Annotated in this window: 20 protein-coding genes and 7 pseudogenes; 12 read left to right on the top strand and 15 right to left on the bottom strand. The window is 68.9% G+C overall.

Features of this window, described 5'->3' with window-relative positions; genetic code table 11:
- The first annotated feature begins 318 nt into the window (after positions 1 to 318).
- Both ACFWB8_RS21640 and ACFWB8_RS21635 read left to right on the top strand, forming a co-directional pair.
- Positions 319 to 636, top strand: coding sequence for a hypothetical protein (locus ACFWB8_RS21640; RefSeq protein WP_385229297.1), 318 nt, complete (start codon positions 319 to 321; stop codon positions 634 to 636).
- Positions 633 to 929, top strand: coding sequence for a hypothetical protein (locus tag ACFWB8_RS21635; RefSeq protein ID WP_385229294.1), 297 nt, complete (start codon positions 633 to 635; stop codon positions 927 to 929). The genes ACFWB8_RS21640 and ACFWB8_RS21635 overlap by 4 nt, the downstream gene beginning before the upstream one ends.
- A gap of 878 nt (positions 930 to 1,807) precedes the next feature.
- On the opposite strand, the gene ACFWB8_RS21630 is transcribed toward ACFWB8_RS21635, so the two are convergent.
- Entirely contained in the window at positions 1,808 to 4,174 is a 2,367-nt protein-coding gene (locus ACFWB8_RS21630) for an arylsulfatase (RefSeq protein WP_385229291.1), read from the bottom strand.
- Positions 4,175 to 4,940: 766 nt separating this feature from the next.
- On the opposite strand from ACFWB8_RS21630, the gene ACFWB8_RS21625 reads away from it, so the two are divergent.
- A complete protein-coding gene (locus ACFWB8_RS21625; protein WP_385229288.1) occupies positions 4,941 to 5,471 on the top strand; it encodes a hypothetical protein in 531 nt (176 codons plus the stop codon).
- 634 nt (positions 5,472 to 6,105) lie between these two features.
- On the opposite strand, the gene ACFWB8_RS21620 is transcribed toward ACFWB8_RS21625, so the two are convergent.
- The 4 genes and pseudogenes from ACFWB8_RS21620 to ACFWB8_RS21605 form a co-directional block, all read right to left on the bottom strand.
- Positions 6,106 to 7,137, bottom strand: coding sequence for a hypothetical protein (locus ACFWB8_RS21620; protein WP_385229285.1), 1,032 nt, complete (start codon positions 7,135 to 7,137; stop codon positions 6,106 to 6,108).
- Between the two features lie 1,065 nt (positions 7,138 to 8,202).
- A pseudogene (locus ACFWB8_RS21615) lies at positions 8,203 to 8,850 on the bottom strand (NUDIX domain-containing protein); the annotation flags it as partial.
- Entirely contained in the window at positions 8,847 to 9,224 is a 378-nt protein-coding gene (locus ACFWB8_RS21610; RefSeq protein WP_385229282.1) for a DUF4406 domain-containing protein, read from the bottom strand. The pseudogene ACFWB8_RS21615 and the gene ACFWB8_RS21610, both read right to left, overlap by 4 nt.
- A 65-nt stretch (positions 9,225 to 9,289) precedes the next feature.
- On the bottom strand, positions 9,290 to 10,075 hold the full coding sequence (locus ACFWB8_RS21605; protein ID WP_385229279.1) for a DeoR/GlpR family DNA-binding transcription regulator: 786 nt from the start codon (positions 10,073 to 10,075) through the stop codon (positions 9,290 to 9,292).
- 730 nt (positions 10,076 to 10,805) lie between these two features.
- On the opposite strand from ACFWB8_RS21605, the gene ACFWB8_RS21600 reads away from it, so the two are divergent.
- Positions 10,806 to 12,224, top strand: a complete 1,419-nt coding sequence (locus ACFWB8_RS21600; protein ID WP_385229276.1) for a cellulase family glycosylhydrolase — start codon at positions 10,806 to 10,808, stop codon at positions 12,222 to 12,224.
- A 349-nt stretch (positions 12,225 to 12,573) separates the two neighbouring features.
- On the opposite strand, the gene ACFWB8_RS21595 is transcribed toward ACFWB8_RS21600, so the two are convergent.
- Both ACFWB8_RS21595 and ACFWB8_RS21590 read right to left on the bottom strand, forming a co-directional pair.
- Positions 12,574 to 13,566: a helix-turn-helix domain-containing protein gene (locus tag ACFWB8_RS21595; RefSeq protein WP_385229273.1), complete on the bottom strand. Its 993-nt coding sequence runs from the start codon at positions 13,564 to 13,566 to the stop codon at positions 12,574 to 12,576.
- A gap of 137 nt (positions 13,567 to 13,703) precedes the next feature.
- Complete coding sequence (locus ACFWB8_RS21590; protein WP_385229270.1) at positions 13,704 to 17,438, bottom strand: S8 family serine peptidase; 3,735 nt, start codon at positions 17,436 to 17,438, stop codon at positions 13,704 to 13,706.
- A gap of 451 nt (positions 17,439 to 17,889) precedes the next feature.
- Here ACFWB8_RS21590 and ACFWB8_RS21585 point away from each other — a divergent pair.
- Positions 17,890 to 18,060 (top strand): annotated as a pseudogene (locus ACFWB8_RS21585) (transposase); the annotation flags it as partial.
- Positions 18,061 to 18,070: 10 nt separating this feature from the next.
- Here the strand turns inward: ACFWB8_RS21585 and ACFWB8_RS21580 are convergent.
- Complete coding sequence (locus ACFWB8_RS21580; RefSeq protein ID WP_385229377.1) at positions 18,071 to 18,349, bottom strand: hypothetical protein; 279 nt, start codon at positions 18,347 to 18,349, stop codon at positions 18,071 to 18,073.
- A gap of 333 nt (positions 18,350 to 18,682) precedes the next feature.
- Between ACFWB8_RS21580 and ACFWB8_RS21575 the strand changes: the two genes are divergently transcribed.
- Positions 18,683 to 18,904, top strand: coding sequence for a hypothetical protein (locus ACFWB8_RS21575; RefSeq protein ID WP_385229267.1), 222 nt, complete (start codon positions 18,683 to 18,685; stop codon positions 18,902 to 18,904).
- A 335-nt stretch (positions 18,905 to 19,239) separates the two neighbouring features.
- Here ACFWB8_RS21575 and ACFWB8_RS21570 read toward each other — a convergent pair whose 3' ends face one another.
- Positions 19,240 to 19,707, bottom strand: coding sequence for a hypothetical protein (locus tag ACFWB8_RS21570; RefSeq protein ID WP_385229264.1), 468 nt, complete (start codon positions 19,705 to 19,707; stop codon positions 19,240 to 19,242).
- An 801-nt stretch (positions 19,708 to 20,508) separates the two neighbouring features.
- Between ACFWB8_RS21570 and ACFWB8_RS21565 the strand changes: the two genes are divergently transcribed.
- Complete coding sequence (locus ACFWB8_RS21565; protein WP_385229261.1) at positions 20,509 to 20,775, top strand: hypothetical protein; 267 nt, start codon at positions 20,509 to 20,511, stop codon at positions 20,773 to 20,775.
- A 159-nt stretch (positions 20,776 to 20,934) separates the two neighbouring features.
- Positions 20,935 to 21,315 (top strand): restriction endonuclease, encoded by a 381-nt coding sequence (locus ACFWB8_RS21560; protein ID WP_385229371.1) that lies wholly within the window; start codon positions 20,935 to 20,937, stop codon positions 21,313 to 21,315.
- Positions 21,316 to 21,486: 171 nt separating this feature from the next.
- On the opposite strand, the gene ACFWB8_RS21555 is transcribed toward ACFWB8_RS21560, so the two are convergent.
- Together ACFWB8_RS21555 and ACFWB8_RS21550 are read right to left on the bottom strand one after the other, a co-directional pair.
- A complete protein-coding gene (locus ACFWB8_RS21555; RefSeq protein WP_385229368.1) occupies positions 21,487 to 21,996 on the bottom strand; it encodes a GNAT family N-acetyltransferase in 510 nt (169 codons plus the stop codon).
- Between the two features lie 311 nt (positions 21,997 to 22,307).
- A pseudogene (locus tag ACFWB8_RS21550) lies at positions 22,308 to 22,738 on the bottom strand (site-specific integrase); the annotation flags it as partial.
- Between ACFWB8_RS21550 and ACFWB8_RS21545 the strand changes: the two are divergent.
- Both ACFWB8_RS21545 and ACFWB8_RS21540 read left to right on the top strand, forming a co-directional pair.
- Positions 22,720 to 23,530: pseudogene (locus tag ACFWB8_RS21545) on the top strand (transposase); the annotation flags it as partial. The pseudogenes ACFWB8_RS21550 and ACFWB8_RS21545 sit on opposite strands and share 19 nt — an antisense overlap.
- 200 nt (positions 23,531 to 23,730) lie before the next feature.
- A pseudogene (locus tag ACFWB8_RS21540) lies at positions 23,731 to 23,820 on the top strand (Lrp/AsnC family transcriptional regulator); the annotation flags it as partial.
- A gap of 100 nt (positions 23,821 to 23,920) precedes the next feature.
- Here the strand turns inward: ACFWB8_RS21540 and ACFWB8_RS21535 are convergent.
- From ACFWB8_RS21535 to ACFWB8_RS21525, 3 genes and pseudogenes are all read right to left on the bottom strand, one after another.
- Positions 23,921 to 24,511: a ferredoxin gene (locus tag ACFWB8_RS21535; protein ID WP_385229258.1), complete on the bottom strand. Its 591-nt coding sequence runs from the start codon at positions 24,509 to 24,511 to the stop codon at positions 23,921 to 23,923.
- The gene (locus tag ACFWB8_RS21530; protein WP_385229255.1) at positions 24,508 to 25,065 is read right to left on the bottom strand and encodes a ferredoxin; all 558 of its coding nucleotides are present in this window, start codon (positions 25,063 to 25,065) and stop codon (positions 24,508 to 24,510) included. The genes ACFWB8_RS21535 and ACFWB8_RS21530 overlap by 4 nt, the downstream gene beginning before the upstream one ends.
- A gap of 16 nt (positions 25,066 to 25,081) precedes the next feature.
- Positions 25,082 to 25,238 (bottom strand): annotated as a pseudogene (locus tag ACFWB8_RS21525) (cysteine desulfurase); the annotation flags it as partial.
- 219 nt (positions 25,239 to 25,457) lie between these two features.
- On the opposite strand from ACFWB8_RS21525, the gene ACFWB8_RS21520 reads away from it, so the two are divergent.
- Positions 25,458 to 26,051, top strand: a complete 594-nt coding sequence (locus ACFWB8_RS21520; protein WP_385229252.1) for a TetR/AcrR family transcriptional regulator — start codon at positions 25,458 to 25,460, stop codon at positions 26,049 to 26,051.
- Positions 26,052 to 26,100: 49 nt separating this feature from the next.
- Positions 26,101 to 26,463, top strand: a complete 363-nt coding sequence (locus tag ACFWB8_RS21515; RefSeq protein ID WP_385229249.1) for a DoxX family protein — start codon at positions 26,101 to 26,103, stop codon at positions 26,461 to 26,463.
- Between the two features lie 36 nt (positions 26,464 to 26,499).
- On the opposite strand, the pseudogene ACFWB8_RS21510 reads toward ACFWB8_RS21515, so the two are convergent.
- Positions 26,500 to 26,603: pseudogene (locus ACFWB8_RS21510) on the bottom strand (IS5/IS1182 family transposase); the annotation flags it as partial.

Genomic DNA, 26,603 nt, shown 5'->3' with positions numbered 1-26,603 from the left:
CCCCACCCACCTCAACCAGCCCGCGGTGACCACAGACCGAGGCCCAGCACAGCAGAGCATCAGGGTGCGCGGGAGGAGATCCCACCGATCCCACCCCCTCCAGTGAAAATCACCAGACGAACAGCGGGGGCACGCTACTGACGTGATGGGCAGCGGTTTGACGTTCCGTCTGACGCGAGTTGCCGGAATCACGGTCGCCGGTCTCTGCGTAACCGCGCTGGCCGTAGCCGGAGGGATGGCGATCGCCGCCCCGGCCGCCAACAGTTCCCAGGCCCCCCACGCCCAGGCCGGAGCCTGGTCAACGCCGACGGATCCGTCGTGCACTCCAAGGGAGTCGGGGCCGTGACGGTCGCGGCTCCCCACGTCTACTGCGTGGAGATCACCAACCAGGACGTGGACCTCTCCCGCGCCATCGTGGCGGCCACCCCCCGCGACCACGCCGGCTCCACCCTCCGGGCCATCGCCTGCGGCTGCGCGAACGGCAAGGGCGTCTCGGTGGCCGCCTACGCCCACACCGGCGCCGGACAGGCCACCGGCTTCTACCTCGCCGTACTGTGGCCCAGGCGCCTCCCGGGGCGACTGCCCGCCACCCCATCCGTAGCCCACCCCGCCCGCAGGAGCAGGTCTCCCCCGTGAGTGTGCGGCCCCTTCCTGACGCAGCGCAGCAGGCGTTCCAGCGGGGCACGCAGGCCCTCGCCCAGTGCATGGAGCGGGAAGGCGCGGACCGGCCGATGCCGCGCGGCCACAGCGAAGAGATCGCAGTCAACGTCGAAGCGGAGCCGGTGGTCGTGAAGCCGGGCGTATGGATTTCTCATACCAAGGCGAGGCGAGACAAGCTCACGGCCGATCAGCTCGCCGCCTTCCCGGAGCTGGGCATGAACTGGGCGGGACCGGCGCCGACCACCCAGGCCGCCCCGGCCCGCCTCTGACCGCTTCCCGCACCCACCGGGCCCCGGGCCTCTTGAGGCTCGGGGTCCGGTGCTGTTCCCGTGTCCCGGCCCTTCGGGCCTGGGAGGCCGGGGGCGCGCCGTCTCGAGGGAGTTGGGTAGGCAGTCGAAGCTTCACCAGGTCTGGGAAAGGGTCTCTCAGGGAAGTAGTCAGCGTGGCCGCTTCCCCCTGACCACATCGTCTGACCTGCGCCGTTGTCCGGCCGCCGCACGGCTGTGCCGCGCCCTATGAAGCGCCCCGCCAGACGCCATGACGAACGCCCTGCCGAGCGTTCTGAAAGGCGCCCTACCAGGCGCCCCGGCGTCAGCCCGACCGGCTTACTTCCCCGCGCGGGCCGCCAACAATCGGGTTTATGCGCCAGGTCATCCCGCAGCCGCGGACGGGCCCCCGCCGCACCGGGCACTTCATCTACCGTCGCGTCCGGGCGCAGGCGCAGGCGCACGTACCGGATCGGGTGCCGGTAGACGCCGCCGCGGTCAATGGAGGTGTCGGCGCTGATCTCCGTGACGAGGTCGGGCTGGACGAGGGTGGTGTCGAGGACGTCGCGGGTGCCCCATGCCGAGGAAGACTTCGCGCCGGTCCAGGGATGGCCAGCGCCGGCTGCGGTGAGGTGCTCGGCGAGCTGGCGGGCCGCGTCGGGGCGCAGCGGGAGGTACGGCCGACGGGCCGGAGGCGGCCGGTCGTGGCGGCCGAGGATGAGGAGTTGGGGGCGGCGAGGGTGCCGGTGATGGCGCCGATGATCGCTTCGGTGGTGTCTCTGCGTCTGATCTTGGTCCCGTCGGCACCCCGAGCGGGACGCGTTCTCTTGGGCGGCCCGGTGCAACTGCCGCACGATGGACTCGCCGACCGACCGGTCGGCTTACTGGCGGGCCATGTGCATGCGCATCTCGCTCTCGGCGTCGACGATGAGGTCGCCGGACAGGTCGACGGTGACGCTGTGGAGGGTGCCGGTGAAGTGGAATGGCGCCTGGTAGTCGGGGGTGACGGCAGAACCGGGATTGGCGCCGCAGGCCATGCCGCCCGGATTGAACGTGACCGGGGTGGTGACCGGCATGTCGCTCTGTCCCACGAGGCGGCCGTCGATGTAGAGCTGGGCGCGGCCGGGCGCTCCCTTGCCGTGGGCGATGTCCGGGGCGCCGGTGGGCTCGAACTCGAAACGCAGCGCGTGCCGGCCTTTGGGCACGCTCTCGCTGGAGACCACGTGGTGCAGGGCCCGCTGGACGTAGTTGTGGGCGTAGTGGAGGCGGCCGTCCTTGACGTAGAGGGACCAGCCGCCGGCGTTGGTGCCCTGGCAGAGCAGGACGCCTTGCGCGCCGCCGGGCGGGATCTCGACGTCGGCGGTGACGCTGTGCGGGCGGTTGAGGACCCGGGGCGCAACCGCGGCGGGGAGGACCTGGGTGCCGGGGCGCAGGGTGTAGCTGGTCCGGTTCTCGGTGATCTGCGGTCGCTCGGTCATCAGGCGCGCAAAGGCACTGCCGTCGATCGGCATCACGTTGTGTTTGCCGGCCTCCATGTACCACAGGGTGATCATCTCGATGAGTTTGCTGCGGTGCTCCTGCTCCTGCGCGAGGTTCCGGGTTTCGGCGATGTCCTCGTCGACGTGGTAGAGCTCCCAGTGATGGGCGTCGAGGTCGTCGAGGTCCGCCATGGTGATCGGGGCGCCGAAAGGCCGCCCGGCCTCGGCGAAGGAGGGGCCGGGCCAGGGGCAGACCGCCCGCCATCCGTCGTGGTCGATCGCCCGGTGCCCGAACATCTCGTAGTACTGGGTGCGGTGGCGGCTCGCCGCCGCGGCGTCGTCGAAGGTGTGCGCGAAGCTGACCCCGTGCAGGGGCGACTGGGTGACCCCCCGAATGGTCGCGGGCGCCTCGATGCCGAGCACGTCCAGGACGGTGGGGACCATGTCGATGATGTGCGCGAACTGGTCGCGGACCTCACCGCGGGCCCGGATGCCGGCCGGCCAGTGGACGAGGAAGGGGTCGCTGACGCCACCGCGGTAGGTCTCCCGCTTCCACCGCCGGAACGGGGTGTTGCCCGCCCACGTCCATCCCCACGGGTAGTGGTTGAACGTGGCCGGGCCGCCGATCTCGTCGATCCGCGCCAGGCTCTCCTCCAGCGTCTCGGGCGCGTTGTTGAAGGCCTGCAGCTCGTTGGTGGTCCCGGTGACGCCGCCCTCGGGGCTCGCACCGTTGTCGGAGACCATCATGATCAGCGTGTTGTCGAACTCGCCGGTCTCCTTGAGGAAGTCCAGCAGCCGCCCGAGGTGGTGGTCGGTGTGGGAGAGGAACCCGGCGTAGACCTCCATCATCCGCGCGGCCAGGCGCCGCGCATCGGGCGTGAGCGACTCCCACGCGGGCACGTCCGGATCGCGCGGGGACAACTGCGCGTCGGCGGGCACCACGCCGAGCTCCTTCTGCCGGGCGAAGGTGCGCTCGCGGTAGGCATCCCAGCCGTCGTCGAACCGGCCCCGGTAGCGGTTGGCCCACTCCTTGGGCACATGGTGCGGGGCATGCGTCGCACCGGGGCACAGGTTCAGGAAGAACGGCTTGTCCGGGGCGACCTGCTTGGCGTCGGCGATGAACGACATCGCCCGCTCGACGAGGTCCTCCGTCAGGTGGTAGCCCTCCTCCGGCGTGGCCGGCGGCTCGACCTGGTGGTTGTCGTACACCAGGTCCGGATACCACTGGCTCGTGTCGCCGCCCAGGAACCCGTAGAACCGCTCGAAGCCCCGCCCCAGAGGCCACCGGTCGTACGGGCCCGCCGCCGACTCCTGCTCCGAGGGCATCAGGTGCCACTTGCCGACCATGTACGTGTTGTAGCCGTGCTGCAGCAACATCTCCGACAGGAACCCGTTCTCGAACGGGATCTGCCCGTTGTAGCCCGGGTACCCGGTGGCCAGCTCCGTGATCGCCGCCATGCCGTTGGCATGGTGGTTGCGGCCCGTGATGATGCAGGAGCGCGACGGCGAGCACAGCGCGGTAGTGTGCATGTTGCTGTACAACAGCCCGCCTGCGGCAAGCGCGTCCAGATTCGGCGTCTCGATCGGACTGCCGTAACAGCCCAGCTGCCCGAACCCCGTGTCGTCGAACACGATGAACAGCACGTTCGGCGCACCCGCCACCGCCCGCACCGGCTGCGGCCACGCCGGGCTCGACTCATCGGTCGTCCGCCCGATCAGCCCCGGGAACTGCTGCCCCGGCCTGTACTCACTCCACGACGACTGCGCCATTTGTCTCCGTCCCATCAGCGGCGCGAACACCGGTGATGTATGTGCGGCTGTGCGGCCTGCTACGACCCAGAGCCCTGCAGCCGACCCGGGATCCGTATCGGACGGCCGGGCAGGAGGCCCTGGCCCCTGGCAAGGGCCGGGTCCGGGCTTCTCCACGCTAGGCCGCAACCATGACCACGGCGAGCGGGGTGCGCTGTCTGGTCCCCGCAGCGCAGCGCAGCCCAGGTACACCGCGGCGGAGCCAGGCGTAGGGCTCCGTCGTCAGCTCCTCCCGGTTGCGCCCGAACCGCAGATCCGAAGCCCGTGATCAGCGGGTGGGACGACCTCCGAGTCGTCATCGAGGACGTCCAGTACCTCTGCCCAGACGGCAGGAGCACGGGAAACGCCTGCTTCAGCAACTCCTGCTCCGAGTCGTACAACAACTCGCCGCAGAGCCACACCCCCCGAGAACGAGTCCCAAGGGCCTGACGAAGCCCCATCACCCCACGTCACACCACACCCCATCCACTCCCAGAGAAAGCGGTTCCCGCCGACCCCGTACCGTCACTCGTCGCATGAAACCCGGTGTCCACTCCCCGGGGTCAACCTCACTATCGCCTTTGCCTCGGGTCGACACCGCCATGACCGCCACCTCCATGACCGCCACCAACGACCGGCTACGGATCGTGGAATCCTGGGTCGACAGGGGACACAGCCAGCGGGACACTGCAAAGAGTGGGGGTTCTCCTCGACCGTTCCCACTATGCCATGCCCAGAGGAGACAATAGTGAACAGGAACATTCGCATTACCCTGTTGACGCCCCTCTTGGTGCCCTCACTGGTGTTCGGATACGTGTCACTCATGGCGAATTCGTCGAATGCCGCCACACCTTCCGCCACGTGCAGCGCACCGAAGGGCGACGCCTCAACGGCGCCGGCCATATCGGGCCAGGGTTGGACTCCATCAACAGTATTGAGGATCCAAGTCCACGGGCAAAACCTGGGCTTCCCGCAATCAGACGCAAACGGCAATTTCTCCTTCACGCCCGCTTCTCTGATCGCTGGGACCATAACGGCCCAGGCGGTGGACCAGGTTGCCGACCCGGTGGGACCACTGGTCACGTGCACCACGGCGGGTCAGAATCAGAATGAGCAGCAACAGGCCAAGGACCAATACAGCGAAGGCTATCTGAAGGGCTTCAATGACATAAAGGGAGACTGCCAGAAGGAACCGCCGACCGGATCGGCCGGCTTGGACCCGAACTGGAAGAAGGGTTACAGCGCGGGTTCGGCCGCTGCTACGGCCCAGTACTGCTGAGCGGCATCGGCGTCGCCCGACGCTGGGCGGCCACTGCCTCCACCCACGGCGCGGGATTGTTTTCCCTCACCCGAACAGACCGAAGCCGCAAATATGCCTTGCCCTGCGTCAGCGTGACGAAATCGCGGTTGGCGAGTATGGCCAGCGGTAGTCGGCGCGCCGGGGACCACTCCCGTCACTGAGGGTTACGGGCTGAGCCGCGATCGACGTTGGCGCGTGCTTGCCTGGGTTTCGGCTGTGGGTGATTCAGACGCCCATCGTGCGGGCGAGCCCCACCTCGGTGCTGGGCTGTGTGGGGTAGCCCGCTTGGCGGCGGCCGGAGCCCAGGCCGACGACGGCCCAGTGAATCGCCCCATACTCCTCGCGCCACCCGGTGTACCGGGGTGCAGACCGAACTGCTCGGCGATGCCCTCGGTACGGATCGCGGTCCAGGCCCGGGCCCCCTTGGTGTTGCCGAGTTCTGGAAACGCGCCGGTACTTGCTCGAAGCCCTTCTCGTGGGCAGGTCGACTCGGAACAGGTGGTGATGCGGTGGGCCAGATGCCGAGTGCCCGGGAGGCCCGGTACGCCCGGCATCTCGCCGCCGGCTCCGGGGCCAGCGTCCGCGCGTCCTCGCGCGGTGGCCCGTACGGCAGCTACTGGATGCTCCTGAGGTGCGGATGTCCCGGGTCGGCGGGGCAGGCGAAGATGTTCAGCTTGCCCCAGCGGCCCACTGTGACCCCGGTGGACGCCCCGCCCCCGCCGACGGCCGGGTCCCGTTCCTCCAGCGGCATCCAGCTGCCGCTGCCGCCGTCCCACTCCGAGCTGTCGATGGTCAGCAGCAGTTCCATCGGGGCCGCACAGGCCGGGCAGTCCGTGGCGGCGGCGTCGGTCAGGTTCCAGGACACGTAGCCCCCGGCGCGCCAGCCGGGCGGGATGGACAGGTCGAACTGGTAGGTCGGCCAGTCCCATTCCTCTGCGTCCGCTTCCTCGGCCTCCTCTTCGAGGGCCTCTTCCCTGGCCTCGATCCGGGCACACAGCTCTTCGGGCAGCAGCCCGGCGAAGGGGTACGTGACCACCTGCTCGGGGTGCAGCACGCACGGCTCGGGTACGTAACCCTCGAAGCCCACGACCTCCGGCACGGGCGGCTGCGCCAACGCCCTGACGACCTCCCACGACCGGCGCCAGCGCAGGTCCAGCAGCATGCCGGTCCGCTTCTCGCCGTGTGCGTCGAAGGGGCACCAGAACACCTGGAGCAGATCGCAGTCCTCCGGCCCCGCGAGCAGGTCGGGCACGTCCCGGCGGTACAGCTGGGCCAGACCGATCATCGGCAGCGGATCCGCCTCCCCGCTCTCCCCCGCCGCCCGGTGCCTGCGCCTGAGCTCCTCCAGGAGCCGCCGCTCCTCGTCCGTGGGGGCGGAGTCCTGGTCCCGGGCCCACGCGGCGGCCAGGAGCTGCCGCTCCCGGTGAATGTCTGCGGGGCGCCGGCCGCGCCCGTGGGGGTGCGGATCGGTGCACACCGGCCACGGCTCGTCGGCCGGCCAGAGCATCGGCCCGCCCACGGAGCTCGCCGACGCGTCGGGGCTGCCCGGCCGCGGGTGCAGCCGGGTGGTCGTGCCGCGGTGGGCGGCGAGCCCGGGGAAGAGCACCTCGACGTCGAGCGGGCGCGGTGGCGTGGTCCTCGTCATGATCCCGAACCCTAAGGCCGCAGCCGGCCTGGCCCACAGCCGGCCGGTCGCCGGACCAAGGGATCCGGCCCCGATGGTCGGGAGGTGTTCCTGCCTCGCACCGACCGGCGTCCCGGGTACTGGTGACCACGAAACGTTCCTGGACGCCGCAAAAACCGTTCTCGGAGGTGGCCTACGCAACCAGACAGGCCCACCTTGGCGTCCTGGGCTTTCGCGTCGGCGTGCGCGGGAGCTGCGGCGCGGTCGGTCTGTTCCCGGCCGGCCTGGAGGGTAGCTGCGGCTGCTGTCTCGGCGGCTTCCTTGGCGGCTTTGCTTGCGCGATGCCGCCACCGGCCTGGTCTTTGGCGCCAAGCCAGGCGCCGATGAAGCCGATGAGCACCGTGAAGACGGCGAGCAGGATCGTCTGGTGTTCTCTGAGGAAGTTGGTCACGCGACGATAACGAGCTCGCCGCCACCGGCCTGTCGCTGAACGTCATCGGCCGCCGACTGCAGTTGGACCGCAAGACGGTCCGGCGCTACCGGAACAAAAACCCATCAGGGCTTCTCGCCTCGGCGCAGGATCGCGGCATGGTGTCCTCGCCCCGTTCATCGAGCACGTGCAGCACCGCTTCCTGCGTGACGTGGTGATGGCGGTTCCGGGCATCACCGGCTCCACCCTCAGCCGCCGCGGTACCCCGGTGTGGGCTCCGCGCCACCGGGTCGTCGCCAAGCCTTGGTGCGTCAGCGAAGTACGGTTGCAGCCCTCGCCCTGGCGACGGCCACGAGATCGCGGCCGACGGGATCATGCCGGACGCCCATTTGTTCGCCGGACTACACAAGGTCGACGGGTACAGTCGGCTCAGACCGAGCTCAGCACGCTGTTCCGGACTGTTCTCCGGACTCGCGTTCGTAGGTGGCGGCAAGTTCGGTGACCAGGTGCTCCTGGCCGGAGGCGACCGCCGCATTGATCTTTGCCACATAGGCGTCGTGCAGGAGCCGCGCCTGCGGCTCCGCGGGTATACGGGCTGGGCTTCGCGCTGGTTCACTGCGCGTTCTTGTGGGTTCCTGGTGTGCGGACGTCGGCCGGAACGGGCCCTCCAGGGCGGCCCACTGCAGCAGCATGATGGTTTTCGCGTCGGCGATGGACCCGTCGCGGATCATCGCGATGGCTTCGGTGAACGGCAGTTCGATGACGGCGATGTCTTCGCCTTCCGCGGCGATACCGCCGCCGCGGGCGGTGGGACCGGCCGGGCTGTAGGGGGCGGCGAAGAAGTGCAGCCGTTCAGTGACCGAGCCGGGGCTCATGTAGACGTCGAAGACATGGCTGGCTTCGCCGATGACGCGTCCGGTCTCCTCCTGCGCCTCCCGGCGGACTGCCTCGATCGGGCTGTCGCCGTCCAGCAGGCCGGCCGCAGCTTCCACCAGCATTCCGTCCCGGTGACCGTTGGCGTAGGCGGGAAAGCGGAACTGTCGGGTCAGCAGTACGGTGCGGCGGTCGGGGTCGTAGAGCAGGATCGTGGCGCCGTCGCCCCGGTCGTAGGTCTCGCGCTGCTGGCGGCTCCAGTGGCCATCGGCGTGCTGGAAGTCGAAGGTCGTCTTGCGCAGCACGTACCAGTCGCAGGACAGCACCTCGACCTCGCGCACCCGCACCCGTGGGTTCCCGGTCAGGTCGCGGCCTTGGCGGTCCAGGCCGGTGCGGCCCCGGCGGTCGGGAGTGTCGATGCCCGCGGTCATCGTGCCACCGGGATCTCGGTGAGGGCGGTGTAGACGTCCTTGCCGGCGGCACGGGCCTGCTCCACCATCATGTCCGCCCCCGCCGAGGGGCCGCCGATCCGCAGCACCCCGTCGCAGCGCTCCAGCAGCCGCTCGGCCACGGGGTGGAAGATCTCTTCGAAGGGGCCGTCTCCCGGGCGGGCGCTGCCTGCGATCTCCAGCAGGGGCAGGGCCAGGGCCTCCCCGGTCACCGGCAGGTGTCCGGCACTGAAGAGGTCGAGAGCGGTTTCGTTCATCGCCCGTGCGTGCGCGGCGAGTTTGACGGGATCGTCCCCGGTGCCCGACCGGTAGGGGCCGGCGACCAGGATCATCAGCGGATGCGGGGAAGCAGGCATGACATCACTCCGTACGCAGTCGGGGTCCTGGGCCGACAGGGCCAGGACGGGGGAACGGGAGGCCGTCAGGCCAGGACGATGTCGACGCCCGCGTCGCGCAGGGCCGACAGCGTTTCAGGCCCCTTGGGGTGAGTGGCGGCGTCATCGGCGGCGGTATCGGTGACGAAGGTGTCCACCGCGCCTGCGGCGGCGACCTGGCTGAAGGCGCGCACGCCGAGTTTGGTGGCATCGGCCACCGCGATCGTCCGCGAAGCCTGGGCGAGTCCGGCCTGTTTCACGGCGGCGTCGTCGAGAGAGAACTCCGACCACCCGTGCTGGGCCTGCACACCCCCGATCGACATCACGAACACGTCGAACGCCATCGCCGTGAGGGCGCGCAGTGCGAGCGGGCCGACCAGAGACTGCTCACCCGGACGGGACTGGCCACCGATCACCAGCAGTCGGATACCCGGCCGGTCCGCAAGCCGCACCGCTGCCTGCAGACTGAGCACCGCCACCGTCAACGGCGCCCGGGCGCACAGGTGTTCAGCGACATGCACGGTCGTCGTACCCGCGTCGAGCAGCACCGTGGAGCCCGGCTCCACCAACTCCGCCACCGCGCGCCCCAGACGGTCCTTCGTCGCCGCCTGCCATCCCTCCCGTGCGGCGAATCCGGCCTCCTCCTCACGCGAACGGGTGGCGACCGCGCCGCCACGCACCCGTTTCACCAGCCCCTGACGCTCCAGTTCGTCCAGATCGCGCCGCACCGTCATCTCCGAGACGCCCAGACGTTGCGACAACTCCGCGACGGAAACCCGGCCCGCGCCCTGCACCAGCCGCAATGTCAGATCCAGACGATTCGCTACTCCCATACCCACTTTCTAACACAGCCGAGTTCGAATGAACACTGCGATGTGAGATTGGCGCGGTGGTCAGCCGTACCGGGCGCAGCACCCCGAGCCCGCACTGCCCGGCGGCCTGGTCCTTGATGGCGAACTCCTCGCCTGGGATCCGGAGGCGGGCCGGCGGCCTGAGCGTCACCCCGCCACCTCCTCGCGGGCCTACGGCCCACAGCCCAAGCTTCGCCGCTCACACACAGGGCAAGCCCGCCGAACGCCTCCAAAAAGCCCAGCGGACGGCAGGCCCTCGCAGGCGGTCGCAGGCGGGAGCTCAAGCGGCGGACCGCGAGGCCTTACGGCAAATGAGGGCCCGTCCGAAGCTCTCCCTTGTCGATCTTCTTGGGAGGTGCGGAGGCCAGGCTCGGCTTGCAGCGCCGGTGAGACGAACGGGTATGGGCCAGGACGTGTTGCAGGAATTCTGGCGGGTGTCCGGTCAGGAGCGCGAGACGTTCGAGGCGGGGTGTGCCGAACCAGTTCGGCGAGCCGGTGAGGATGCCGTGCAGGTAGCCGGGTTTGAGGCGGTTGGCGCGGGCCGGGCGACGCGAAGAGCCCGAGGAACCCCCGGCGATGACGCCGGGGAAGCCCGTAAAGAAGGAAGTCCCGCCAACTCCCGCGAAATCCTGGGAACTTAACCCACCCGCCAGTAACATCCGACCGGCCAGTAGCACGCGCCCAAGCAGCCATCCTCGAAAGGCTCTCCTGCATGCGCTTGACCTCCCGCGTCGCCCCCGTCGCCCTCGCCGTGGCCGCCCTCCTGCTCGGCGTCCTCCCCGCGCAGGCCCAGGCCGACCCCGACCGCGCCCCCGACCGGGTCACTGTCGGTGACCGCACCTTCATCGCCGACGGCCAGGGCCGCGCGCTCCAGTGGCGCGGCTTCAACCTCGCCGACAAGAACAGCCGAGGCGCCAACGCGTTCGCCGACATCCACGAGAGCGACCTCAAAGACATGGCCGCCCGGGGCTTCAACCTCGCGCGCCTCGCGTTCCTCTGGGACGACCTCGAACCCACCCCCGGGCACTACGACCGCGGCTACCTCACCAAGATGCGCCGCATCCTCGACTGGGCCAACCGCTACCACATCAAGGTCATCCTCGACGCCCACCAGGACGTATACGGCCCCCGCTTCGGCTCCCGCGGCATCCCCGACTGGGCCACCCGCGACGAGGGGTTACCGTTCACGCCCACACCCGACGACTGGTTCGCCGGGTACTTCCAGCCGTCCGTACAGACCGCCTTTGACCACCTGTACAAGGACGCCGACCTCCGCGCCGCGCACGCTCGCATGTGGATGACGGTCGCCTCCGCCCTGGGCAGGCACCCGGCGCTGCTCGGCTACGACCTGATGAATGAGCCGTTCGCGAAGTTCCTCGAAGGCGAAGACCTCCCCGCCGCCGCGGCTCGCTTCGAGGCCACCGAGCTCACCGAGCTGTGGAACCGCCTTGCCCAGGCGATCCGCCTGGTCGACCACAGGTCGTGGGTATTCGTCGAACCAACCGTCATCGTCGGTCTCGGCGTCCCAACCCAGATGGGCCACATCGACGACCCGCACGCCGGCTACGCGCCGCACTTCTACGAGACCGCGATGGAAACCGGCGCCGACTATGACCCCAACGGCACCTTCATCCCCGCCTACGAGGCCGCGATCAGCGACTACCCGACCCGTAACCGCATGCCGGTGATCGTGGGGGAGTGGGGCGGCAACCCCTACGTTCCGCACGCAAGCCAGTTCGTCACCGACATGACGGCCTCCTTGGACCGCTTCTCCAGTGGCTGGACGTGGTGGCAGTGGTGCCGGGGCGGCGGCTACTGCTTCCTCGACCAGACGGGCGCCGCGAAGCCCAACGCCCAGTTGCTCGTCCAGCCGTACGCGCGGGCCGTCGCGGGCGACCCGCTCAAGTTCGCGTACGACCCGGCTACGCGCACCTACACGCTCACCTTCCGCACCCGCGACAACGCAGAGGGGCCCACCCAGATCACCGTACCCAGGGACACGTACCCAGGCGGCTACCGCATCGATATCCAAGGCGGCAAGGCCAGTTGGGACGACCACGGCCAGACCGTCACCGTGAGCACCCACGGCAGGGCCGGAGCCACCTACAAGGTCACGATCAGCCCGAGGTAGCCCACCCGATTCGCTCGGGGGCCGCGGCCCGCGGCCCCCGCAGCAACTGAAGAAGCCTTCTCCGCAAACGGATCACGGCGGCTCGACCGCAGTGGCAAGGTCGCCGACCGAGCCGCCCTCCAGGACAGTACGGTTCCGACCTGCGAGGCGAGCTCGTCGACGCTCTCGCCCACAACTGGGGCAGCGCCCACACGACCATCGGCAAGACCACGTGGTTCGAGCTGTCCGTCCCCCGCCAGGCACGACCGAGCGCACACCACATGGATGCGGTGACGAAACCTGGCCCGCTGTGCGTGCGTCACACCGGGCCTCACACGAACCCGGGACGATGGTGAACGGCACCAGGCCTTCAGTGCGGCTCCACCCAGCCGTGTCGGATGGCATGACCGCCGAGCTGCATCCGGGTCCGGACCCCGGCCATGTCCATGAGGTGGCGCAGGCGTCGGTGCAGCGTACGCGGTGAAAGGCCAAGCTGTGCCGCGGCCGTCAGGTCGGTCAGACCGGCCAGCAGGAGCGCGAGGATCTTCCGGTCGACGTCAGTGGGGCCGCCGGACCCGAGCTCGACGGTGGTTCCGGGTTCTCCGCCGGTGCCCGACAGCCCGAGTGGGTGGGCAGTGCGCCAAACCGTCTCGAACAGCGCGTCCAACGCATCCAGCAACCCGCTGCGGTGCAGCAGCACGGCGCCGGGCTCTCCGGCTGGTGTGACCGCGAGCGGAACAAGGCCGAGGTCGGCGTCGGCCAGCACGAGTTTCATCGGCAACTGGTCGGCGACACGCAGTTCCACACCGTTGTGCAGTGAATCGATCGCCTCGTCGATGATGCCCGGCTCTGCCAGCACGGTCCGGTCCAATACCGCCCGGAAGTGCACGCCGCGACCAATGGCCATGGGTTCGGCCGTGTTCTCGTCCGGCGGCAAGGCGACGAACGGCGCGGTGACGAAACTGCGGACCTGAGTGCGGGCCGCCTGCTGCACCTGTAGGAAGCGATGGCGAATGGCGTCGGCGCCCGTGACCACCTCGATCAGGTCGCTGATGCTGCTCCCGGTCATCGCCGCCCGGTGTTCCTCGGCAAAGGTCACCAGTGCCTGCTCGGCCAGGCGCAGGCCGTCTCGGCGCTGGCTGATGAGAGCGCCGAGCGCCATGGCTGGCGGCGCGGCGGTGAACCGCTCATCCGCCGACCTGGTCACCAGGCCCCACCCGACCAGGCGGGACAACGCCTGGTCGACGTGGCGTTGCGAGAGGCCGAGCAGCTCCGACAGCGGCACTGCGGTGGAGTTCGGCAGTCCGAGGAGCGCCCGGTAGACGCGCTCGTCATCGGGTTCGAGGCCCAAAACGTCCAGCATCGGCGACCGCCTCGTTTCCGCTTTCCGCAGCGGAGAGAGTATGCGCCATGGCGGCAGACACTGAATAGTGCCTGCTGGGATCGGGTGTGGAGGGAAGGGCCCCGGGGAATCGCCTCCCCGGGGCCCGACGATGCAGTTCATCGCAGGCCGTAGGCCCGGATGCTCCTGTTCTCGACGCTGAGGCCGCTCTTCGTATCGGCGCTCGCGCGGACCGAGACGAAGCCGCCGGGCTTCTTGGCCGTCCTGAACGAACCCTTCCAGTAGCCGTCGGCGCCCCTGGTCAAGGCCACCTTCTGCCAGGTGGCGCCGTCGTCGTACGAGACGTCCAGCTTCACCGTCATCACGGTGCCCGGCACGGCGGCGAGGTTCAGGGACACGGGCTTGAGTGCTATCTGCTGGGTCGCATTGGCTTTGACGTCGCCGTGCAGGTCCGACTCCAGCTTGTAGTCCAGGCTCAGCACCGGGAACGGCTCGAACTGGTCCGAGTCGACGGTGTCCGACATGAACGTCCACTCGGTGTGGGTTCGCGTCGACAGCCGGAAGGCGCCAGCGGGCCGCTCCGCGTCAAGGACGGCGCGGTAGGGCAGGTTGCCCGCCGGCACTTCCTGCCACTGCATGTCTCCGCCGACCGGATTGTCGTGGATCAGCTTGTCACCCTGGAAGACCTGCAAGTGGGACGGCGTCTCGCCCCACGGCAGGTAGCCGCCCAGCCGCATGTTGTCGCTGGCGGAGGCCCACGCCTGCACGTTCCAGGTCATGTAGTTCCCCCAGCGGGAGTTGTACACACCGAAGGACTCGCTCTGACCGGGCCGGGTCGCCGGAGCGAACCAGTCCAGACGGGTGGCGCTGCCCTTGGCATACGTATTGTCGCCCGACACCATCGACCACGGCAGGGCTCCGTCGACGCCCTGGGTGTGGAACTCCCTCCAGACCTGTCCCGGGGTCACCCATTCGGTACGGGTACCCGGGTGCCACTCCTTCTCGGCGAAGTTGAACGACGGGCTGAGGGTGAAGTCGGACCGGTAGCCTTCCGCCAACCGGCCGCCCGCGGCGGAGTAGTAGCGCGCGTCGATCCGGGCGAGGTCGCCCCGGGTCGGCTTGTAGACCAGGGCCCGGTCCGGCACCTGCCCGGGGTAGTCCCGGGTCAGGTCGTAGAGGAAAGGCGTGTACTCGGTCTGCTGGACGGTCAGCTTGAGGTCGCCGGCCTTGGCCATCGCGATGAGGGTCTTGCCCGCGTCGCGGTGCACGGAGACGACCGGGACGGTCGACTCGCCGACGTACTCCATCAGGGCGCCCACCCCGTCGTTGACCACGATCAGCGCCTCAGCACCGGCCGCGACCGCGGCCTCGGCCCGCTCCTGCGGCGACACCTTGTCGCTGCGCTCGATGACGACGGCCTTGCCCCTTGCCTTGACCTTCTCGTACGCGTCCGCCGCGCCGCTGCCTGCGTAGACGGCGTCCCGCCGGTCCGTGGCCGTGCCCAGGGCGCTGCCCGCCTGCATCAGCGTCTCGAAACGAAGCCGGTCGCCCGGCGTGCTCAGACTGACCGGCGGCTCGCCCTTGCGCCAGCGGGTGACCAGCAGGAACTCGCCCTGCTTCATCGGCTCCGTCGGCGCGACGTAGACGTCGTCGTACGAAGGCGGCAGCACGTACGCGCTGCGGTAGTCCATGAAGGGGTCGAAGCCCTTGTAGTGGACGTTGAAGTCGACCTTCCGCTGACGGTCCTGGGTGCGCTGCGGCGCCTCGGTCTGCAGCAGGCGTGACTTGCTCGCGTCGAGCACCACCTCAGCGGACCGGTCCTTGATCACGGTCTCGGGATCGACCAGCACGGCCAGACCCGAGCGGTCCGCCTTCTCGCCGGCCACGTCGAGGTACGCCGCGGTGGTGTACAGGCCCGGCGCCATACGCATGGTGGTCGAGCCGTCGACGTAGACCGACCACGGCCAGAAGTCGCCGGCCAGGTTGATCGCGACCATCCCGGCGGCGGGCTTTCCGTCCCGGCCGACCAGCTTGATGTTCAGGTCGTAGCGCTCCTCCTCCTTGATGAGCGCCACGGAGGTGCGCGTCACCGGCTTCCCGGTGGCCGCGTCGGTGCCTGTCACGTAGCCGACGTGCCGGCCTGCCGAGGCGTTTCGCGGGTCGCCGGTCACCGGGACGGCGGCGGTGCCGCCCGCCGGGACGGTCACGGTGGTGGCTCCCAGAGTGAAGGGGCCGCCGTCGTTGCTCAGGGCCAGTTTCAGCGTGATGCCGGTGGAACCGGAGTTGGTGAAGGTCAGGTCCTTGGTGACGGCGGTGTCGCCCGGCTCGTGCGGCCAGGTGTAATCGCCGAAGAAGAGCGGTCCGGTGCCGCGGACCGTGGTGCGCACGGCGGCGGCCACGTCGAGCCGTCCGGCACCGACCTCGTACGGCGAGTATCCGCCGTCCAAGCCCTTCGCGGTGCTCATCAGGTGTTCCTTGAGCTGCGCGCCGGTCCAGTCCGGGTGCTGCTGGGCCAGGATCGCCGCCGCGCCGACCACATGAGGGGTAGCCATCGATGTGCCGCTGATGGTGCGGTAGAGGCCTTGGCCACCGTCGGTCATCTCCTGCGAGCGGGCCGCTGTGATGTCCACGCCGGGTGCCGCTATGTCCGGCTTCATGCCGCCGGAGTAGGCCAGCGGGCCGGTGCTGGAGAAGGACGCGAGCCGGTCCTGCTTGTCCGTGGCGGCTACCGTCAGCGCCGAGGCGGCCGCGCCCGGGGCGGAGATGCTCTCCGGGCCCGCGTTACCGGCGGCGATGACGAACAGCGTGCCGTACTGCGCGGACAGCGCGTCGACAGTCTGCGACATGGGGTCGCTGCCGTCCGTCGGGTAGGAGTTGCCGAGGCTCATGTTGACGACGTCCGCACCGGACTCGGCGGCCCACTGCATGCCGGCCATGACCCAGGAGTCCTGGCCGGAGCCCTCCGCGCCGCCGAGCACCTTGCCGACGAACAGGTCGGCGCCGGGGGCGACACCCTTGTTGTCGCCTCCGGAGGCGGCGCCCGAACCGACGATCGTGCTGGCCACGTGCGTGCCGTGCCCGTTGACGTCGGTGACGCCCTCACCCGGCACGAAGCTGGTCGTGCCGTCGATCAGGCCGGCGAAGTCGGGGTGGTTGACGTCGATGCCGGTGTCGAGCACCGCGACCTTGACGCCCTTGCCGGTGTACCCGGCCGCCCAGGCCTCGGGCGCGCCGATCAGCGGCACGCTCTCCTTCAGGCTGGCCTTCACCCGCCCGTCGAGCCACAGTTTCGCCACGCCCGCACCCAACGACGCGCTGCCCCGCGGCGCGACATCGGTCCAAAACGTGCGGGCCTGCTGCTTCTCGGTACTGAGCGCGGCACCCCGGATGCTCTTGAGGTCGCGGGTCAGCTTGCTGCCCCGGGGGGCGGCAGGCGGGGCCGCCGAGCGGGAGTTCGGCTCGGCGTACGTCGCGATCAGCGGCACCGCGGCCGACTTCGTATCGTCGTAGCCCATCTCAATCAGGTCGCTGACGTTGAACAGCCGCCGGTCCAGTCTGTCCGTGCCCAGCAGCGGCGCCGCCTCGTCCGGGATGACGAACAGGTCGTCCTTGATCTGCTGGATCTTCACGCCGCCGACGGCGTTGTCCGGCCGGTCGACGTCGGCGGTCTGCTTGCCGTCGGCCATTGTGGTGACCGTGACGACGTCGCCGGTGATCAGGGTGACCTTGTGGGTTGCCGAGGGCTTGGCGGGAACGGTGGGCTTGCTCGGAGCGGCTTGTGCGGGCGTCTGCAGAACTACGAGTCCCGACGCCAGCAGCGGCACCGCGGTGGCGGCCGAGACCAACTGCCAGCGCCTGCGGCGGAAAGCGGACGATAGTGAGGTTGAGAACATGCCATGGGTCTACTGGCTGCCAATCCGCAGGTGAACGCCTGACGAAGGCAAGTCTTTGCCATGGCGCGGACTCGCCAGCCATGACTCGTGCGAATCCAGATAAAGGCACCCTCCCGCACGTGAGTATCCGCGCCTTGCCCTCACCAGGCCTCGCCCGGAACGTGATCCATGCCGCCGGTTCGGGGCCTCGATGTGGCCTGCGGCCGGGGCGACGTTGATGTGACGCCGGGTGAACTCGGCCATGGCGCGCCATAGATGGGCCAGCACTTCGAGAGCGAGGGCCACGTGGGCCTGGTCATGGCTTCGGAAGCGCCGCCGCCACGGTGGCCGGCATCCCCTAGGCCAGGGCGGCCACCGGGGAGCGCTACGCGTCGGCGGGCTTCCGTCGGCTCCTCGAGGAGCGGGCGCAGCGCGCACGGGACCGCTCCGACTTCGCCGACGGCTGGCTGCCCCGCGCCACTCCAGGCAACGCGGCACCAACGAAAACACCAACCGACTGCTCCGCGAGTACTTTCCGAAGGGGACCGACCTGACCCGATACACCGCGCATGACCTCGCGCAAGTCGAGCAACAACTCAACCAGCGTCCCCGCCGCGTCCTGGGCGACCGCTCTCCAGCCGAGGGGTCGAACATCACCAGGCGTTTTCCTGCGGGCAGACCTCGGCCAGGAGCTCCAGCAGATGGGCAGCAACCGGTTCGGGCTCACCGCGCCGCACCCAGGTGTAGACGGCAGCCCGGGCCGTCGCATCGACGTGCTGCAGCACGTACCCGTCCACCAGCCCATGCGTACCGGGGCACTCCCGTACCCGGATCTGCCGGGGCCTTCCATCCTGCTCGGCCAAGACCTCGACGACCTTGCGCTCCGGGCCGTCCCGAAACTGACACACCCAGTACGTCCGCATATCAGCCATTATTTCCATTGCCACGCGCCGCCGTGCACCTGACACCCCCATGGGCGCTTTCTGGATTACCGCTACCGGCTCCGCCTGTGGCGCTTGCCGACGATCGCCGAGCGTCGTGGATTCGGCGCCGGCCGCGGGACGTCCAGATGGTGCCAGCAGGCTGGTAGGGCTGTGTCCCCCACTCTCTCCGCGTAACGCGCCGACCTCCGGCGAGGGCGCCCGTCGTCGGCAAACGAGTGCACCGCAGGCAGCCGGCGCGACCGTGTCCGCGTCACGGGGAAGCCATGGACGGTGATATGCCGGGAGCATCTCGGCGGCACACCGTGAGAAAGGAACCGAACGATGGAACAGTCTGATCTGGAGAACAAGATTCAGCAGCTGGAGACGGCTCTGGCCGTCCAGGAGGCGAACATGGCCGGGGCGCAGGCCACGCAGGCGGCTACGCAGGCGGGGATGACCTCGACGTTCACCGCGACGCACGCGGGGACGTGGTCCGTGATGGTCACCGGCAGCGTCTCGCTGCTGGTGGGGATCTTCCTCGGCATGGCCATCGCCAGGGACTGACGGCCGGCCCCGCCCTACCGGGAGCCACCGTCTGGCTTTGCGCCGCCCTCCGCCCGGCCTCACATCCGGTCGGAGGGCGGCTCGCCGCGAAGTGGCGGTGGTCCGGGAGTAGATCCCGGCATTCGCCTCGCAGGTGAACGTTTCCCCATGGGCGGGCGGGCGAAGACCGCGGTGGTCCTGGGATCACCCGTTTGCCGATCGTTGCCCCACACGACGGGGCATCGTGAGGTCCTGGGCCGACCATGCCGAGGTTCTCACCCTGACCGGCGACTCCTACCGCACCCGCCAACGACACGCACTGCTGAACAAGGAAAACGGCGCTGGACGCCGGTAATTCACAGCGCCCACCAGCAATACAACCGCTGACCGGAGGCCCGGGCGCGCTGAGCCAGTCCAACCAGGCCCTTCAGAACATCCGCCGCAACCTCAACGCTGATCCGAATCTGCCGGAGTTCGTCGGTCTTCGACCACGGTTCTGCAAAGCGAACGAGGTCGTCATCCGTCGCAGTGACGAGGGTATCGAACAGGGTGTCCGACAAGCAGACCACGAAGGGAGGGCCGTCCTCCGGCGATGACAGCAGTTGCCCGGACCGTGGGCGTTCGCTGGCCTCCTCGTAACTGCAGCCCGTCATGATGGCTTCAAGCTGGGCAATCGCGACGACCGGGTCAATGTTCTTGAGGAGGACCACGTCGAGCTCTGCCCGACCCGGCCCTCCCGGAGACTGCAGGACCGCGATGGCAGCCTGGTCGTCAGCAGCGGAGAAGTAGTCGCATAGCGCCGTACCGCCGATTCTGACATCCACGGCTGACAGCCTGCCGAAGTGATCAGGGCACTCGGCGACCAACAACATGGGGGTCAGATTTCAGAGAGCGTTGCACCAGGAGTTTCCCCCCAGGGCGCCACCGGGTATCCCGCGCGGCCCCTGCGGGGTGCTCAGCCAGCAGCCGCAGCCAGCCCCGCCCCGAACCGCGGAATGTCCTCCACCGGCATGTCCAAGCGCAAGCGCTTGAAGCGGAGCGGGTGACGGAAAGCGCCCCGGTCAACGGCCCGGTCAACGGCCCGGTCAACGGCCCGGTCAACGGCCCGATCAGCGCGACCTCGGCCAACAGATCCGGGCGGACCAGCACCGTGTCCAGGACATCACGGCTCCCCCGGGCCGCCGTGGATCGCACCCCTTCGAAGGGGTGCCCGGGGCCGGTCACGGCCAGGTGCTCCCCGACCTGCCGGGCCGCGTCCGAGCGCAGGGGGACCGTCCGGCCCACCGCGCGGAGCCGGCCCGCGGCGTCGTGGCGGCCGAGGATGAGCAGCGGCGGGCGGGTCAGGGTGCCGGTTGCGAGCGTTCCGAGAATGGGAGCGGAGCGTTTTCGGCAGCTTCCGCAGGAAGGTTCTGACCTGGGCTTTTGGGGTTTCCGTGAAGCCCCGTGCACGTCACGCCTTGGAACAGTACGCGCGAGGCCGCCGAGGACCGCGGGCGCGCCCCGACTCAAGCCTCGACCGTTGGTTTCACTGATTCGGCGGTGCGGCGGTATCCGGCGTTACTGCCTTCAGCGCGTCGTGTGAAGGCAGTGATGAGGCGGCTGTCTTGATTCGCCACACTGGAACCATGAGCGAGCATCGCCCCACCGTTGACCAGACCAGCACCGGCTGCACACCGAGCCATGTCGGCGCTCCCCAATACCGCCACAACCTCCGGTACGAGAACCCGGCAGGTAAAGCCTGGACCAGCCCCGAGGGGCACACACTGCGCACTCCATCCGGCCTCACCGTCGTGACGTGCACCTGCGGCCTCGCCACCGAGGCGCTCCCCAGCGATGACGCGCGGCTCATCTACGAGGAACACCGCAACGCGATCCGCGACGAGATGACATAAGCAGCAGACCTCGCCGCCCGGGTGCCATGCCATCGCAGGCGACCCACTCACGCGCCCGGGCACCAGGAAGCCACGGCGGCCCGGGCTTCCGCACGGCCGAAGACCTCATCGGAGCCATAAGCTCGGCCAGTGTGACGAGGTGGTGGGCGCCGCTTCTGGCTGCATAGGGGAGAAGCAGTTCTCGCCTACGAAGCCACCAGGGCCGACGACAAAGTCGCCTCCAAGGGCATCGTCGTCACCACCGCCTGGTTCGGCAAAGCCAGTCACGACTTCGCTCCGCTGCATCGACTGGAACTCATCGACGGCCGACACCTCAAGGCACTCCTCCTCGAACACCTCGGCATCGACGCCCTCATCGGCCTCCCCCAACTCCCACTCGGCTGGGAAACACGAAACCTCACCTGGCAGACCGGCACAAGTACCGCCCGCAAACCGGCATCTGGATCGGGAACCAGAAGGCCCGCCGCGACCGACTCGACGCCGAGCAGCTCGCCGCACTCGCCCAACTGGGGGCGGAGCGGGCCGAGCGGCCACCCGTGAGCACTTTCAGCGCTAAGCGGGTTGGACCTCGCCAGCCTTCTGACCGCTGACCGCCCCTCGGCCAGGAGTGGTCCGTAGGCGGTGACAGCACCCGTTGATCGTCCTCACGGACATGTGACCGAGTCGCTGTCCGCATGGCTCAATACCGAACTGTCATGACGTGCCGCAGCCTCACTTCAGTTCGGTGCGAGGATCAATGGTCCAGTGGTTTGTTCGCAGGACCCGGTCGGCGAAAGGCACATCTTCCTCACCTACGGACCTGAAGCCGAGGGACCGACATATGCCATTCGATGGAGCATTAGCTATCGCCGGGAACGCATGCACGAGACCCCACCGATCTTCATCGCGGGCCAGTTCAAGCAATGTGCGGACAGCCAACTTGCCTAGGCCGCGTCCCTGAAATTCTGGCAGAACCATCCAGCCGATCTCGGAAGTCTGCTGGCCGTCAGTGTCGTGGGACCACAGAGTCACGGTTCCCGCCAGCACCGCCGGTTCGGTCTCGTCGGGAATGATCATCTTGATCCACTGAGTGCCCGCTGCCGCACTCTGAACATCGCGCTCGACCTTCGCCGCCATCCCTTCGGGAGGGAGCGGTCCGCCGAGGTCGACCATCATGGCCGGGTCGCATCGCATCCGAACGTAGGCTTCGACGTCGCCAAGCCCAACATCACGCAACCGCACTGACTGCCCCTCCTCCAACTTGCCGCGCATCGCCCCCACGATCACGCGGCGGCCCCAGACGACGCTACGTCACCGAGGCCAAACTCGTTGATCATCCTCACAGAATTTGTGCCTGTCCGAGAGCGGAGAGGGGAGAGCGAACGTTGGTGATTCCTGGGTTCTGGCAGAGATCTTGGGGGGAGGTCGCGGAGGGTGACGGTATCGTTCGATCGGGCTCCCTGCGCAGCGCGCACCGGCGGACGGTGTGCGATCTACGCGAGTCCGATCCACCCCCGCCTGCCGTCCGTACACAGGTTGATCAAGGTTCTGGCTCACCGCCGGCTGTCACCGGGGGCCAGAAGGCTGGTCAGCTCGGCGATGGCCGCCGGTGAGGGCTTGAAGTAACGCCGGAGGTTCTCCGGCTTCTTGTGACGCGACTTGGCCGTCAGCATGAGCAGTGACGCGCCTTGCTCGCCGAGGTGCGTGAGAGCAGAGTGCCGGTACTCGTGAAGGTCCCAACCGCTGCCAGGTCCACGAACTGCGGTATGCCCATCCAGTAGGGCGCGGGCCTGGCCGTATGACAGCCGGGCGAAGCCTGCGTCCAAGCACACGTCTCGCGGGCCCATCACCTTCCCAGGGCCAGCTCGGCGGTGGGTGACGAACACTGGCCCGCTCGTACGCCCCTTGAGCAGCCGGGGCAATAGCCTGCCGTGCCCGCGTCCCAGTACACAGTCTCCAGAACGAAGTCCTCTGGCGAGCGGCCACATCACGGTGCTCGACCAGGCACTCGCGCAGATCCCCGACGCCCACCGGCACGGCACTGACATCCTTGTCCGCACCGACAGCGCCGGATCCGCGAGGGCCTTCCTCACCCATGTCCGAGATGCGCGGAAACGAGGAATCCGTACCTTCTTCTGAGTCGGATGCGCGGTCACCGAGCCTGTTCGCCACGCGATCCGAGCCATGCCCGACCGTCTCTGGCATCCCGCTTTGGACCAGGACGGCTCGCTCCGTGCCGGTGCCGAGGCCGCCGAGCTGACCGGGATGGCCGAGCTGACCGGCTATCCGGCCGGCACGCGCATCATCGTGCGCCGCGAGCGACCGCACCCCGGCGCGGCAGCTGTCCCTGTTCGACCAGGACGAGGGCCTGCGGCACCAGGTGTTTCTCACCGACACTCCCTACTCCGGTGGTGGCTCCGCCCAGTTCCTGGAGGTCCGTCACCGCGGGCATGCCACCGTCGAGGACCATATCCGGTGCGGCAGGACCACCGGCTTCGGCCGCTTTCCCTCCCGCCACTTCGCGATCAACTCGGCCTGGCTCGAACTCAGCGTCGCGGCGATCGACCTGCTGGCCTGGATGCGCGTCCTGCTGTTGGACGGGGAGCTGGCTGACGCCGAGCCGAGGAAGCTCCGCTACCGGCTGCTGCACGTCGCCGCCCGCCTCACCAGGGGCGGTCGGCGACTGCGCTTGCGGATATCGCAGACCCGGCCCTGGAGACACGAATTGGCCACGGCTTTCCACCGCCTTGCCGCACTGCCCCGTCCCGCTGGCTGACCAGTAGACCCCTCACAGCCCACGACCCGAAAGACCTTGGAGAACCCGACCCCCGCGCCGGGACTCCGCCATGCTCAAGCAACGAAGTCACCTCGCCCACCTGGCAGCAGACGATCAGCGACGTCTCATCACCCCAACCGAAACGGCGAGGCTAGGGCGGATTCGACGTTCGGAGAGTGGGTGAGCGTGCCCGATCCCGGGGCGTCGAGGCTACGGACACCCACGTGGCCTTCCGCACGTACTCCGAGCCTGACCTGGAAGCGGCCTTCGCGATCGGCTTCGACGCCTGACGCTTCCAGCGGGGTTCGCCGCCAGGGCCCGTCCAGCCGGGCGGGATCCTGACTCCCGGCCCATCCGCGAGGCCCCTCGGGATGTCCTGGGTGCCCCTGTTCAGAGACTCGGCACGGTCTCGCCCCGCTCCGGCGGGCGGCCTTCGGCCAGGCGGAAGAGGTAGCCGCGCAGGTACTCCCCCAGCTCTCCATCAATGTGGGCCACGTACGCCCGTGCGCCGCCGGCGGCCTCCCGCTCCTGCTCGCGCTCCCACCCGGACCACTTGCGGTCCAGGGCCACCGCCCACTCGCGGACCCTGCCCCGCTCCTGCCACCAGGCGCGGACCAGCTCCGGCGTCCAGTGGTTGTCGCCGTCGCAGGCGTAGCCCGCGACCGGGTCCTGAGCGGCCGCTCCCAGGACTGCGCGGGTCTCCGCCGGGTTGCGGGGCTGGCGGTAGACGACCTCCCCGTGCCAGTCGTCCTCGTAGAGCACGTTGGCCGGGGCGATCAGCCGGCCCATCCAGCAGCTGTCGGTCCCAGCTCCGTAGAACGGCCCGGGCACGTTGCGCCAGTCGCGTTGCGCCCAGCGGTCGGGCCGGGGATTCCACAACCCTCCGTACGCCGGATCGGGCAGCCACGTTCCGCCGTCCGGGTCAGGCAGCGGCCCGTCTTCCAGCACGCGTGCGCTGGGCATCGGGTCCCAGTACGTCATGCGGCCAGCTCCGGCAGGGTCTGGCCGTGCGCGGCCGGGCGGCCCTCCACGAGCCAGAACAGGTACCCGCGCAGATACTCCGCCAAGCCTGCGTCGACGTATGCGGCGTAGTGGCGGGCTGCGGCGGCAGCAGACCTCTCCTCCGGGTGCTCGGAGGTCACCCAGTCACTCCACCCAAGGGACGTCGCCCACGCACGCACCCGCCCCCGGTCCCGCCACCAGGCCCGGACCGAATCCGGGGTCCAGTGCAGGTCTCCATCATGGTTGTACCCGGCGACGGTCTCTTCACAGGCGGCCGTGAGGAGGTCCTTGACCTCCTCAGGGTTGCGGGGCTGGCGGTAGACGAACTCCTGGCCATACACGTCGTCGTACAGGATCAGGTCGGGTGCGTGCAGCCGCCCGGTCCAGCAGGTGTCCGTCTGCGCCCCGTAGAACGGGCCTGGTACGTTGCGCCAGTTACGCTCCTCCCACCGGCCCATCCACCCCGAACCGAAGGCCGGCTCGGCCCCGGGCTGCAGTATGGCGAGTGTCGGTATCGGGTCCCAGTAGGTCATGGTCCGAACGATGCCAGACGGCCAGGGTGCGGCGGCCCTCTTCCATGCGGATACTGCCACTTCGCGCCGCCCGCGACGAGATCCTTCACAGCGCGGACGAAGCACTCCACGTGCTCGTCGGGGGTACCCGAGCCGAAGCCGACTCGGATCGCATTCAGGGAGCGCTCCAGGGGCCGCCTTGGGGGCTCCCGGCCCAAGTGCCACTCCATCCGCGGCGTAGCGCCCGCGCCGTACTCCCAGCACCGGTCCATCCGGGTTGCTGTCACCGTGCGGCATCGCCCTGGGGGTGGCGCGGCTACCATCCGCGCCCCTGCCGTCCGCCCGCTCTTGTGTGCGTCGCAGCTTTCGCTAGGATGATAAGTAAGTGCTTACTTGTAGGAAGGTGAAGAAGCATGGACAGTCGTACGCGCATCGTGGCTGAGGCCATGCGGCTCTTCGGCGAGCAGGGCTATGCCAAGACGACGATCGCCGAGATTGAACGGGCCGCCGGGCTCTCACCTGGGTCCGGAGCCCTCTACCGGCACTTCCGTTCCAAGGAGGCGCTGCTGGCCGAGGGTGTGCGCTCGAAGGTCGCCGAGAACGCCGGGCTGCTCGCACTCCTCGGTGGTATGCAGGCCGCAGCGGCGCTGCCGTTGCGCGAGCGTCTGGCGACACTGGCTCGTGCCGGCCTGCGGCGTCTGGACGAGGAGCGCGACCTCAACCGGATCATGGTGCGCGACCTGGCCGCCTTTCCGGCGCTGCTGGAAGAGGTCCGCGAGGGCGAGATGCGCCGCATCCACGCCGCGGTGGCGCAGTGGCTGCGCATGCAGGCCGACTCTGGTGAACGGGACTGGGACGCGATCGCGGTGGTGCTTGTGGGGGCCGTCTCGCACTTCTGGCTACTGCGTGACGTGTTCGGCACCCACCCCAGCAGCCTCGATGAGGACCGGTTGGTGGCTACCTTCGTGGACCTCGCCGAGGGGCTCCTCCAGCAGCCCGCTTCCTGAGCGGTGCCAGCACAGCTGATCAACTAACACGGATAGTGGGAGTGGTTTGATGAACATCGCATTGTGGATCGCGCAGGGCCTGCTGGCTGCCGTTTTCCTGGGTTCAGGATTCTTGAAGTCGACGCAGACGAAGGAGGCAATGATTGCCACGGGCCAGACCGGCGTTGCGCCCTTCTCCCTGCCGGTGATCCGTGTGGTCGCGGCGCTCGAGATCGTGGCGGCACTCGGGCTCATCGCTCCCCAACTGACCGGCATAGCCCCACTCCTGACCCCCTTGGCTGCCGTGGGCCTTGTCGCGGTCATGATCGGTGCAGCCGCCGCGCACTGGAGCCTTCGGGAGTACAAGCAGGTCTTCGGAACCAATATGCTCCTCCTGCTCATCTGCCTCTTCGTCGCCTTCGGTAGGTTCTGAGAGGGCGTTTGAAGTAGGCGTATTGCCGCTTATGCCCTAGTAAGCTCCTCGCCAGGTTGGTGTGGTCTCGTCCGTTATGCGCTTGGTGAGGTTGTCGATGGAGGCGACGTGGATCATGGCTTCGGAGCTGGTGGTGAGGG

This window comes from Streptomyces sp. NPDC060031, assembly GCF_042736805.1.
Taxonomy (GTDB): Bacteria; Actinomycetota; Actinomycetes; order Streptomycetales; family Streptomycetaceae; genus Streptomyces.
This window is presented reverse-complemented; position numbering and strand designations above follow the sequence as displayed.

Coding starts and splice junctions, on each gene's coding strand:
- ACFWB8_RS21530 (WP_385229255.1), bottom strand. CDS start 25,065: ATGACCTACTGGGACCCGATACCGACACTCGCCATACTGCAGCCCGGG.
- ACFWB8_RS21595 (WP_385229273.1), bottom strand. CDS start 13,566: ATGCTGGACGTTTTGGGCCTCGAACCCGATGACGAGCGCGTCTACCGG.
- ACFWB8_RS21620 (WP_385229285.1), bottom strand. CDS start 7,137: ATGACGAGGACCACGCCACCGCGCCCGCTCGACGTCGAGGTGCTCTTC.
- ACFWB8_RS21580 (WP_385229377.1), bottom strand. CDS start 18,349: ATGGCTGATATGCGGACGTACTGGGTGTGTCAGTTTCGGGACGGCCCG.
- ACFWB8_RS21520 (WP_385229252.1), top strand. CDS start 25,458: ATGGACAGTCGTACGCGCATCGTGGCTGAGGCCATGCGGCTCTTCGGC.
- ACFWB8_RS21565 (WP_385229261.1), top strand. CDS start 20,509: ATGAGCGAGCATCGCCCCACCGTTGACCAGACCAGCACCGGCTGCACA.
- ACFWB8_RS21515 (WP_385229249.1), top strand. CDS start 26,101: ATGAACATCGCATTGTGGATCGCGCAGGGCCTGCTGGCTGCCGTTTTC.
- ACFWB8_RS21630 (WP_385229291.1), bottom strand. CDS start 4,174: ATGGCGCAGTCGTCGTGGAGTGAGTACAGGCCGGGGCAGCAGTTCCCG.
- ACFWB8_RS21605 (WP_385229279.1), bottom strand. CDS start 10,075: ATGGGAGTAGCGAATCGTCTGGATCTGACATTGCGGCTGGTGCAGGGC.
- ACFWB8_RS21575 (WP_385229267.1), top strand. CDS start 18,683: ATGGAACAGTCTGATCTGGAGAACAAGATTCAGCAGCTGGAGACGGCT.
- ACFWB8_RS21535 (WP_385229258.1), bottom strand. CDS start 24,511: ATGACGTACTGGGACCCGATGCCCAGCGCACGCGTGCTGGAAGACGGG.
- ACFWB8_RS21610 (WP_385229282.1), bottom strand. CDS start 9,224: ATGCCTGCTTCCCCGCATCCGCTGATGATCCTGGTCGCCGGCCCCTAC.
- ACFWB8_RS21600 (WP_385229276.1), top strand. CDS start 10,806: ATGCGCTTGACCTCCCGCGTCGCCCCCGTCGCCCTCGCCGTGGCCGCC.
- ACFWB8_RS21590 (WP_385229270.1), bottom strand. CDS start 17,438: ATGTTCTCAACCTCACTATCGTCCGCTTTCCGCCGCAGGCGCTGGCAG.